General features: G+C 56.6%; 6 protein-coding genes. 4 read left to right on the forward strand and 2 right to left on the reverse strand.

Translation table 11 applies throughout. The annotated features are described in order from the left end of the window. The first annotated feature begins 71 nt into the window (after nt 1-71). From MFLA_RS15015 to MFLA_RS12965, 4 genes are all read left to right on the forward strand, one after another. Nucleotides 72-5,408, forward strand: coding sequence for an autotransporter domain-containing protein (locus tag MFLA_RS15015; RefSeq protein WP_011480757.1), 5,337 nt, complete (start codon nt 72-74; stop codon nt 5,406-5,408). A 123-nt stretch (nt 5,409-5,531) separates the two neighbouring features. Further along, nucleotides 5,532-6,128: a cysteine hydrolase family protein gene (locus MFLA_RS12955; RefSeq protein ID WP_011480758.1), complete on the forward strand. Its 597-nt coding sequence runs from the start codon at nt 5,532-5,534 to the stop codon at nt 6,126-6,128. Nucleotides 6,129-6,484: 356 nt separating this feature from the next. Further along, the gene (locus MFLA_RS12960) at nt 6,485-8,644 is read left to right on the forward strand and encodes an adenosylcobalamin-dependent ribonucleoside-diphosphate reductase (protein WP_011480759.1); all 2,160 of its coding nucleotides are present in this window, start codon (nt 6,485-6,487) and stop codon (nt 8,642-8,644) included. Nucleotides 8,645-8,714: 70 nt separating this feature from the next. Next, nucleotides 8,715-9,428: a hypothetical protein gene (locus MFLA_RS12965; RefSeq protein ID WP_011480760.1), complete on the forward strand. Its 714-nt coding sequence runs from the start codon at nt 8,715-8,717 to the stop codon at nt 9,426-9,428. A 228-nt stretch (nt 9,429-9,656) separates the two neighbouring features. On the opposite strand, the gene fae is transcribed toward MFLA_RS12965, so the two are convergent. Together fae and MFLA_RS12975 are read right to left on the reverse strand one after the other, a co-directional pair. Then, nucleotides 9,657-10,193: a formaldehyde-activating enzyme gene (fae, locus tag MFLA_RS12970; protein ID WP_011480761.1), complete on the reverse strand. Its 537-nt coding sequence runs from the start codon at nt 10,191-10,193 to the stop codon at nt 9,657-9,659. A gap of 40 nt (nt 10,194-10,233) precedes the next feature. Then, on the reverse strand, nt 10,234-11,637 hold the full coding sequence (locus tag MFLA_RS12975) for an efflux transporter outer membrane subunit (RefSeq protein WP_011480762.1): 1,404 nt from the start codon (nt 11,635-11,637) through the stop codon (nt 10,234-10,236). Between the last annotated feature and the right edge of the window lie 66 nt (nt 11,638-11,703).

Genomic DNA, 11,703 nt, shown 5'->3' on the forward strand with positions numbered 1-11,703 from the left:
ATCCCCCGATGCATGGAACGCCAGTGTTGGCGCCGCCTGCACCATGATTCAGCCGTTCTCGGGGAGAAAGAATGAAACACCAGCGCAACACCATCCGCCTGATTCCAGGCATCACTACCAGCTGCCTACTTGCCTTGTCACCAGCCTTTGCAGATCCCATAGCGTACGACACACCGGTAACAGACATCGCCCCCACACCTGCCAAAGCTGCGGCGATTGCTGTCTCTCCCGGCACTGGCAGCGCAGGTGCTGCAGGCAGGCCAGGTGGCTATCGCTGCGATCAAATGACATGGGGACTAGCCTGCGCTGCTATCTACAAGTTCGGAACTTACACCACTTACGATGCGACGCCCGGCCGAGATGCGCCAGGCGGGTCCGCCACGACACAGATCGACATTTCCGATTACACCATTATGGATGCATCGCCTGACGATAATCCTGCCGCGGGTAATTATGTAATCAGCATTGCTCGGCTGGCCAGCAATATGCGACAAAGCACCAATGCCAATGCCGCCTTGCAGGAGAGTACCGTCCTCAATGATGGCCATGCTTTCGACGTCACGCTCAGGCACGAAACTGAAGGTGAGCTCGTTATCAGCATGACCGAAGGATCCACACTCGGGGACCTGAAGGATGCAATCAATGCCCTGAACAACGAGAATTTCCAAGCCAGTATCGAACATGCGGATATTGAACTCGTTCCTGGAGATGCTTCGACAAAGACGCGGGTTGCCGTATTGGCTATCGAAGGAAAAACCGGGGCAGGTAATGACTTCACCGTTAGCACAACCAGCCTCGCCCCCGTGACAGCTCCTATTCCGGGTGCCCCAACAACGCCTCCTTCGGTCGCGGGCCTGGAATTCTCCCCGCCTGCGGAAGTGACCTATCTTTCTGATCCTAATGACCCGAATTCATTAGTTAGAGTTACGCCTCTCGGTATCACATCTCAGGATGCCGAATACACCATCAATGGAATTCCTCACACATCATCAACCAACCAGGTCGCCCATGATGGCTTTACAGTGAACCTCCTGGAAACCGGCAGTTCCACCATTTCCGTCACATCAGTCAGCAGCGTGGTCTCCAATGGCGCCAATGGTATTGCAGGAACAGCTGCGCCGGACTTCACCAGCACCATCGAAGCCACCGACATCATCACACCGGGCAACACGGCGTTTACCTTCCAGCGCACCAGTGGACAGGGCGGTACTGCTCAGATTGGCGGAACGGGCGGAACGGGCGGACAAGGCGGAGATGCCGTTGTCGGCACTATCCCTGTAAACAACCTGCTGATTTTCCCGCCTATGGTCATACCCAATACCAGCGCCTACGGTGTACAAGGTGGCGCAGGCGGCACTGGCGGGCAAGGCGGCACTGGCGGTGCAGGAGAGGTCGGTGGCACCGGCAGTGACATTACGCTCAACCTGAATGCGGAAACTGCCAATGCCGATACTATCGCTGCATTATCGTCAACAGGCGGACAGGGTGGCACGGGCGGACAGGGCGGACAAGGCGGCAAAGGCGGTCAGGGCGCGCATGCCGTGGGAGAAATTGAATCCAGTAGCTTGCTTCCAGTAGCGAAAACAGCGCTAGGTAACATCGGAGGCATAGGCGGTATAGGGGGTATAGGCGGCACTGGGGGAATAGGGGGCGTTGGCGGCAATATCGAGCTGAATGCCAATATTGAGATCACCACTGCTATCAATGGCTACCAGATCCAGAGTATGGGTGGACAGGGAGGCACTGGCGGACAAGGTGGGACAGGCGGACAAGGTGGGACAGGCGGACAGGGCGGTAACGGAGGAAATGGCGTCGGAATAGCAGCCCCCGCTCCATTCACCTTCAAGGAAAAGGAGGATGGGTCACAAGGCGGCACTGGGGGCATTGGCTACACAGGAGGCACAGGAGGCACAGGAGGCGCCGGTGGAAACGTCTTGGTATCTCTTACTGGCGGCGAACTATCTACCAGCGGCACTGGCATTCTGGCATCCAGCCAGGGGGGGCGTGGGGGAACAGGTGGGCGCGGTGGCACAGGGGGTCGCGGCGGTACGGCTGGCGATGGAGGTGGGCATACTCTTCACAGCTCCCAGTCCATTGCCAGTGACGGCGGCGGCGGCGGAAACGGCGGAACAGGGGGCAATGCAGGCAATGGCGGAGCCGGTGGCAATGGCGGTTCTGTCTTCGTGACGACATTGGATACCACAGGCCGCATTGTTGCCGGCATGACAGCCATCCTGGCGGAAAGCCACGGCGGGATCGGTGGTGTTGGCGGCCAGGGCGGGACAGGCGGCCAAGGTGGGACAGGTGGGACTGCAGGCCATGTCACCTCCTGGTTCTGGGATGGCAGCCAGCATGGCGCATCCGGCGTAGGGGGTAACGGAGGCGCTGGTGGAAATGGTGGAAATGGTGGAAATGGTGGAAATGGCGGCAGTGTCAATGTCACCAATGCGCAACAACTGCAAACCACTGGTGCCAGCTATGCCTCGGCGATTTTAGCTCAAAGCCTGGGAGCGATTGGCGGTAATGGTGGCAACATCGGAAATGGTGGCGCTGCGGGCATAGGGGGTGCAAGCGGTTCAGACTGCTATCCTGCATCACTGCCCACTGACCCATGCATGAATCCAATTAGCTGGGCCGCGGGAGCAAATGGCACCGCGGGCCCGGCAGGCTCGGCCAACGGCAGCAGTAACCAAACAGGCGGCAGCGGAGGCCAGGTCACTGTCAACAATACCGGCAGCATCCTGACTGTAGGTTCCCGCTCCGATGCGATCACCGCCCTCAGCGTTGGCGGTGTGTCTGGGCTGGCCAGCTACATGGCACAAGACCTGTTCTGGGCCGGCCTGCCGACTGGTGCACAGTCCGGCGGTGCAGGCAATGTCGTGGCTGGCAACACTGCCCTACTCATGACAGAAGGCAATCAATCCAGCGGCATCATGGCGCTCAGCCTGGCGTCCGGGTTCGGCGCTGGTGATGTCACGGCCACCAACACCGGCACCATCGTCACCCATGGCAGCGCGAGTCATGCAATGGCTGCACGCTCCCAGGTCTATGCCATGGGCACTGGAAATTCAGCAGCGGGCGATATCAGCGCCAGCAATATCGGCGGCACTATCCTCACGGATGGGTCAAGCGCAGCAGGGATCATCGCTGAAAGCATTTCGGCCATGGGTACATCTGGCGATGTGACAGTGGACAGCACCAATGGTGTGATACAGCTGACGGGCAGCGGTCACGCTTCTGCCATCAGTGCATTGAGCCAGGCGGATGACGATGCGGGCAATGTGAGCATCAGCAATGTATCAGGCAGGATCATCAGTGCCACTGGCGGCGATGCTTCCGCGATTCGCGCACATAGTATTTCGGCCACAGGCAATGCGGGCAATATCCGCCTGGATAATCGTGGTGGCGAGATTGTCTCAAACAATACTGGCATTGCAATCCACCTATCCAGCCAGGCCAATAATGGCATCGCAGGCAACATCGAGGTGCTGAACCATAGTGCCATCATTTCGACAGCACCAGGCAGCATCGCATTGACATTGGAAAGCCTCGGTTTCACCGGCGGCAACATCCTGTTCGAAAACGGCGGCCTGGTGGAAGGCGGCGCAGGCGGTACTGCCATCTCCCTGGTCGGCGGCAACAACAACCGGATTGTGAACGACAACAGCCTGGACCCTGCCGACACTGCGGTCATTCGCACTGGCGGAAACATATTCGACACCGTCATCAAGGGCACAACCGGCAACGACAGGATAGAGAACCTCAACGGCGCCATGATCTTCGGCTCCGTGGACCTCGGGGCTGGCACCAATGCGTTCCACAATGGCGCCGGTTCCTATTACCACACCGGCAGCCAGGTAAACCTGGGCGCAGGCAACCTGTTCACCAACGACGGTTACTTCTCCCCTGGCGGCCTGGGCACGGTCATGTCCAACCTCAGCGGCAACGGGCCTGTCACACTCACCGGCGACTTTGTCCAATCTGCCACCGGTCACCTGCTGTTCGACATTAATTTCGCCACCAGCGCAGCAGCACTGGACTTCACTGACCTGCTGCACGTGACAGGCACAGTGTCCCTGGATGGACAGGTGACACTCAATCCTGTCACGGCCGGCGCCGGCAAACCCGGCTTCAACCAGATTCCACTGGTGGTCTCAGGAGCTGGTGCGATCACGGACAACGGCATTACGCTCAATCCGTATTTCTATAACGGCAACCCTTCCACTACAGTCGCCTTCAAGCCGACACTGACCTTCATCGGCGATACACTGTTCCTGACCTACAATGTGGAATACAGTCAAAACTTCGCTACGCAGAACGCAAGCAGCTATATCAACAACCTCATCAACCCTGCCCAGATTGCCGGCGCACCCGCCTACCAACCTGTCATTGATGCAGTCATCAGCATCTGGGACCCGGTAGCTTACCAACGCGCAGTGGATTCCATCACAGGTGAAGGCACAGTGGCCAGCCAGCAAGCGATTGCCAGCTCGCGCGCCGGGTTCGCCAATAGCATATTCAACGAATCCTCCGCGTTGCTGGATTGCGATAGCAACCCCATCACGGCAACACGCCAGGAATGCGAGAAGGAGGAACGCAGCTGGATCAGGATGAACCGTCGCGTCATGGACATATCGGGCAATCCGAATACAGCCTCCACCTGGAGCAGTGATTCAGGCGCTGCCGCAGGCTATGACCGCCGCGTAGGTGAGCATACCGTCGTAGGGGCGGCGCTCGGCTTCTCGCACCTGAACTACAACGTGTCGGACCGCTGGACTTCCGGCCGCGCCAATGGCATCAATATCGGCGTGCACGGCATGGTGAAATCCGATGCCGGCCTGTATGGCAAGGCGCTGCTCATGGCCGGGTATTTCGAGAATGACCATAGCCGCTACGCGATTGGCCGCCGTGTGACTGGCGACCACAAAACCTCTGCATTTGGCGGTGCCATCGAGTTCGGATTCAAGAGCTACCTGAACTCCTTGAGTATCAACCCATTTATGGCAGTGCAATACGACAGCATCCGTCAGCGGGGATATGCTGAAGACGACCCAACCTGGGGTAATCGTTACGAGTCGGAGAGCGTATATTCCCTGCCAATATCAGCCGGGCTGCGCATCGAAGGTAGCGTGGTCAATGGGTTCGGCCTCATGGTCAAACCCAATCTGAAGTACGCCTACATTCACGAAGCCAAGGGTGACCGTGGGATTACGCTCTCGCCTAACCCGGCACCAGCGTATCGCACCCGGATTGATGGCCTCAGCGCACCCGATAACGTTCAGCAACTCGAAGTAGGGCTCAAGGCACAATTGAGCAATACCATCGAATTCAACCTGAATATTGTCAAGGAATGGGCCTCTGGCACCAACGCCACCCTGGGTGCGCTGGGCATGAGCTATTTCTTCTAGCCATCTGGCAGGTTCCGTCACGCTCGCAATACAGGTCAATCTCTTTATACTGCCACCTACGATCAATACACATGGCCCCACCCCAGTGGGGCCAATAACCCACAGATCAACAGGAGAGAGATCATGACCACGACACTGCGCGACTTGACCGGGCTTGGCCAGGCACCGGCATCACTGGCCGATTCGGCCCTGATCCTGATTGACTGCCAGAACACTTATCGCGAAGGCATCATGCAACTGGAAGGCGTCGAACCCGCGCTGCAGGAAGCAAGGCGCCTGCTGGAAAAAGCGCGCAAGCTCGAGGTACCGGTGATCCATATCCAGCATGATGCAGGCGAAGGCACGCCATATGATATTCGTGCCAAGATCGGCCAGATTGCGGATGCGGTCGCACCCATTGAAGGTGAAACAGTCATTACCAAGCATTATCCCAACTCCTTTGTTGGAACCAACCTGGATGAGGCATTGAAGGCCAACGGTGTCCGCAACATTGTGTTGGTGGGCTTTATGACGCACATGTGCATCAACTCCACCGCGCATGGTGGCTTCAACCTGGGTTATGCGCCCACCGTGGTTGCCAGCGCCACCGCAACCCGGGCCCTTCCCGGTGCGGACGGCAGCATCATTCCGGCCTCCGATGTGCACAAGGCTGCACTGGCTGCTACGCGCGACTTGTATGCTGCCATTGCCAATGACGTGGATGCAGTCATCCAGGCATGAGATAGAACAGCACTGGGTGGGTGCTCACCACTCAGTGCAGCTCTTTCGATCATGCCTTCCTTCCCGCAATTCCCTCCAGCTGGCTCAACAAACATTTCCTGAAATATCAACTCTCATCCGAAGCAAGGACTCACCCTGCGCCAACACATTGTCGGCAAAAGGCATATGCTCCGCATGCTCTTTTCCGAGGCATGCGCATCGTGTCGTGCACCAAAAAACACCCTTGACCAACACAAGGAAATGACATAACTTCTCATCCAGTCACTATATGTTGTGGTCAGCAGCATTGCCATGACATCAAAGCCTGCACACTCAGCAACAGCGAACTCAGCCAGAAAAACCAGAGAGGACCCCCCATGCTCAAGGCCGTGAAAACTGCTAAACCCGAGACTCAGGAAGCCGAAGTGCCAGATGTTCCCATGCAGTCCGTTTCCCTGGACATTTGGGACAAGAAGTACCGCCTGAAAACCAAGCAAGGCAGTTTCATCGACCAGGACATGGACGACACCTACAAGCGCGTAGCACGCGCATTGGCCGATGTGGAGGAAACCGAGGAAAAGCGCAGCCTGTGGTTCGAGAAGTTCCTCTGGGCGTTGCGCCGCGGCGCGATCCCCGCCGGACGCATTACCTCCAATGCAGGCGCGCAGGAGCACAAGCCCGCCACCAGCACCATCAACTGCACCGTCTCCGGCATCGTCGAGGACAGCATGGATGGCATCCTGGAGAAAGTGCACGAGGCCGGCCTGACCTTGAAGGCGGGCTGCGGCATCGGCTATGAGTTCTCCACCCTGCGGCCCAAAGGCGCTTTTGTCGCAGGCGCGGGCGCCTACACCAGTGGCCCGCTCTCGTTCATGGATATCTACGACAAGATGTGCTTCACTGTCTCGTCCGCAGGTGGCCGCCGTGGCGCACAGATGGCGACCTTCGACATTTCTCATCCTGACGTGACCGATTTCATCAAGGCCAAGCGCGAGGCAGGGCGCCTGCGCCAGTTCAACCTATCCACCTTGATCACCAGGGAGTTCATGGAAGCGGTGAAGACAGATGCGGAATGGAAGCTCGCCTTCCCCGTCACCGCGAGGGAGGCCGAGCAGGACAAACTCGACCTCGACGATGAGCACGCGGTAGTCTGGCGCGAATGGCCGGTGAAGGACAAATACCTCACACGCGAATCCGACGGCAAGGTGGCCTGTCGGGTCTACAAGACCATCAAGGCGCAGCGCCTGTGGGATGTGATCATGTCCTCCACCTACGATTTCGCCGAGCCCGGCTTCATCCTCATCGACCGCGTCAACGAGATGAACAACAACTGGTATTGCGAGAACATCCGTGCCACCAACCCATGCGGCGAACAGCCGCTGCCGCCTTATGGCGCCTGCCTGCTTGGCTCGATCAACCTGACCAAGTTCGTGCGCGAACCGTTCACCGACAAAGCCTATTTCGACTGGGACGAATACCGCGAAGTCGTCGCCATCTTCACCCGCATGCTCGATAACGTCGTCGAAATCAACGGTCTGCCCTTGCAGCAACAGCGTGACGAGATCGCCCGCAAGCGCCGCCACGGTATGGGCTACCTGGGGCTGGGCTCCACGCTCACCATGCTCAGGATGAAATATGGCGAGGCCGATTCGCTGCAGTTCACCGAGGAAGTCACCAAGGTCATGGCCGAAGTCGGTTGGGAAGTCGGCGTGCAGCTGGCGGAAGAAAAGGGCCCGGCCCCTATCATGGAGGAGGAATTCGAGATCACTCCCGACCTCCTGTCCAAGCGCCCCGAAATGGCGAAAGACGGCATCAAGCTTGGCGACAAGGTCAAGGGCAAGGTGCTCATGGGCCGCTACAGCCGCTACTTGCAACAGTTCCCGGCAGCGCTGCGCAAGCGCATCGCCGAGACCGGCGCCCGCTTCAGCCACCACAGTTCGATCGCACCGACCGGCACCATCTCGCTCAGCCTGGCCAACAATGCCAGCAACGGCATCGAGCCATCGTTTGCGCACCACTACAGCCGCAACGTCATCCGCGAAGGCAAGAAGTCCAAGGAAAAGGTCGACGTGTTCTCTTACGAACTGCTGGCCTACCGCGCGTTGGTCAACCCGGATGCGATGCCGTTCTCCGACCAGGCCGAAACGCAGTTGCCGGAATACTTCATGGATTCGTCCACCATCCCGGCAAAAGCCCATGTGGACATCCAGGCCGCCGCGCAGAAATGGATAGACAGCTCCATTTCCAAGACCATCAATGTGCCGACCGATTACGATTTCAACGATTTCAAGGACATCTACCTTTACGCCTATGAAAAAGGGCTCAAGGGTTGCACCACCTTCCGCTTCAATCCCGAAGCCTTCCAGGGCGTGCTGGTGACAGAGAAGGACCTCGAGAACACCACCTATAAGTTCACGCTGGACGACGGCACCGTGATCGAGGCCAAGGGCAACGAGGAAATCGAGTACGACGGCGAAATCCACACCGCCGCCAACCTCTACGACGCCCTCAAGGAAGGCTATTACGGCAAGTTCTAAAACACATTGCCGGGCAGCGGACTACAATCTGTTGCCCGGCCCCAGTGGCGCAAGCACACAGGAGACGATCATGGCAATCAAGATAGACAAGAAAATCACCGGTTACAACGTCATCACCGAAGAAGACAAACTCAAGGCGGCACAAATGGCGGCCGAGCAGCAGGCGCACGAGCAGAAGCTTGCCGAGATCGTGCAACTGGGCGAACCGCTCAGCCGCCCGGAAATGCTCATCGGCAACACCTATAAGATCAAGACGCCGGTGACCGAACATGCCCTCTACATTACTATCAATGACATTGTGATGAACGAAGGTACCCCGCAGGAGCACCGCCGCCCGTTCGAGATCTTCATCAATTCCAAGAACATGGAGCACTTCCAGTGGATCGTTGCGCTCACGCGTGTCATGTCGGCCACTTTCCGTAAGGGCGGCGATATCACTTTTCTGGTGGAAGAGCTCAAGAGCGTATTCGAGCCCAGCGGCGGTTATTTCAAGAAAGGTGGCAAGTACATCCCCAGCCTGGTCGCTGAGATCGGCGAAGTGCTCGAGCAGCATCTCTATCAGATCGGCATGCTGAAGAAGTCCGGCCCCGATGAACACCAGCAGAAGCTCATCGACGAGAAACGCGCCGAATACATGGAAAAACATGCGGCATCTGGTGCTGAAACCAATGCCGATGGATTCCCGCCCGGCGCGCAATTATGCAATAAGTGCCAGACCAAGGCCGCTATCGTCATGGACGGTTGCCTCACATGCCTCAATTGCGGGGATAGCAAGTGTGGCTGAGTCTCAGCCGGCTTGGAGTCGGCCAGTAAGCCTGTTGTACACCATCAGTTAATATCTGCCAGTCTCGGCTTCATCAAAAACAAAAATCCCATTTAAATGGGATTTTTGTTTTCAACACCACCCTGCCATTTTCACCAGGGCAACTCTGTCCTGTTGACTGCAGCGCCCGATAGCGCCAGCTCTCCAGTCCAGATAGCGTTATGAAGAGGAATCTTGCCCCCTGTGGAGCTACTTGGCCTGAAAGGGGTGGGCGCTAGCCTTGTACTGGGCAAGAACAGTTGAAACCTTTGGTTCTCGCTTGACTGCATTACGAAGGGCTTGCAAGGTTGCGGAATAATTCCAATCCTGGATGCGCTCGTCAATATCTGCCTTGCTGTCGATGAACACGCCAACGCAGATAAATATATCGTCCGCTTCTGCTTCGGGAATAGTGCCTTCAGCCACGGCATCCATGACAGCCAATGCAACACCACGTTGGGCAGGGCCGAACATTTGCACCGCTTGCCTGCCATTCTTGATGGTGACCTTGTTAAACATCACCGTCGCTGGCTTCGTCATGAGGTTGGGCGCGACTACTGCCAACAATCCATTCACCCCTGTTTTCTGGTCTGTGAGCGTGCGCACGAATGCATCTTCTGCAGCACTTCCTCTAGGGCCAATGATGAGATCAATATGGGCGACATTCTGAAGATCCAGCCCGCTTCCGTCAGGCCGCTGATCCACGACGAGTGCTTCGCCAACTAGTACACGATCGATAATTGCCATTTGTAACTCCTATTGCTGATAAAAAATGAAGCTGTCCGCACTATTGGAGATTCCCTCCAAGTGCTTTGTATAGTTGCAACTCACTGATCAACTTATCCCGCTGGGTTGTAACGAACTGTTGTTCAGCTTGATAAACGGAACGTTGCGCATCCAGCACGGTGAGATAATCGTCGACCCCTGATTCATAGCGGTTTTGCGCCATGCCCAGATATGCAGTTGCGTGATCAAAATAGGCTGTCTGGGCATCAAGCTGATTGGTGTAGGTCTTACGTGCCGCCAACCCATTGGCCACTTCCTTGAAAGCAGCTTGAATAGCCTTCTCGTACTGCTTGATCTGGATATCCTTCTGAATCTCTGCATAATCCAGATTTGCCTTCAGCCTGCCTGCGGTAAAGATGGGAATGGAGATTTGAGGGGAGAATGACCAGGCGCCTGATCCGCTACCGAACAACCCAGACAATTCACTGCTGGAAGTGCCCAATGATGCCGATAACGCAATGCGGGGAAAGAAAGCAGCCCGGGCGGCACCAATATTGGCATTTGCAGCCTTTAACTGGTGCTCTGCCGCTTGAATATCCGGCCTGGCCAGCAATACTTCCGAGCTCAACCCTACTGGAAAATCCTCTAGTTGACCCGTGGCTAACATCGTCTTGGGGCTGTCTAACTGAATGGGATCTTTTGTCCCCACCAATAATTGCAGGGCATTGATATCCTGCTCGACCAGCCTGGTGTATTGCTCCACGCTTGCACGCATCGTTTCTACCTGGATGGCCGCTTGCTTCAGACTCATTGCGGAGATGAGCCCGGTCTTGAAATTGGTTTCCATCAAGTCATAGCTTTGCTGATAGGTTTTCAAGGACCGCTGGCTTATTTCCAGCAACCTTGAATCTGACTGCCAGGTAAAGTAGCTCTCGCCGATGCTTGTGATCAGGCTTAGATAGGCTGCCTTCAGGTTTTCGGTATTGGCAAAGTACTGCTCGAGGGCCTGGGTATTCAGGCTTCTCACACGTCCAAACAAATCCAGTTCATATGCCGTCAACCCAATCGATGCTGAATACTGGGTCAGCATCCAGTCTTGATTGGCTGGTGAAATCGCTGCAGGTGTCCTTGAACGTGTCCCGCCACCAGTAGCGCTCAGCTGAGGAAAGAGTTCGGACCGCTGTATCCTGTATAAAGCCTGATAGGCCTCGACATTGGCAACTGCAATGCTGATATCGCGATTGTTTAACAACGCCATGGTCACCAGCTTCTGGAGCGCTTCATCCTTGAAGAAATGCCGCCAGTGAGGAAGTAGAGTATTGGCTGCCTGGCTGGTGGTATCCGCATCCCCGGCAGGAAAGACCTCGGTCACCGGAGACTGCGGCCTTTCATAAGTCGGCATGTATGAGCAAGCGCCCAATGCCAAGGCCAATGTCAATGTCATCACAATGAGTTTGTAATTCATTTCTAAAAATACCTCTTCAACCTTCTTGAGAGATGGGATATCTCACTCATGACAGGGGTATGCTCG

The sequence above is a fragment of the Methylobacillus flagellatus KT genome, from assembly GCF_000013705.1.
Classification (GTDB): domain Bacteria; phylum Pseudomonadota; class Gammaproteobacteria; order Burkholderiales; family Methylophilaceae; genus Methylobacillus; species Methylobacillus flagellatus.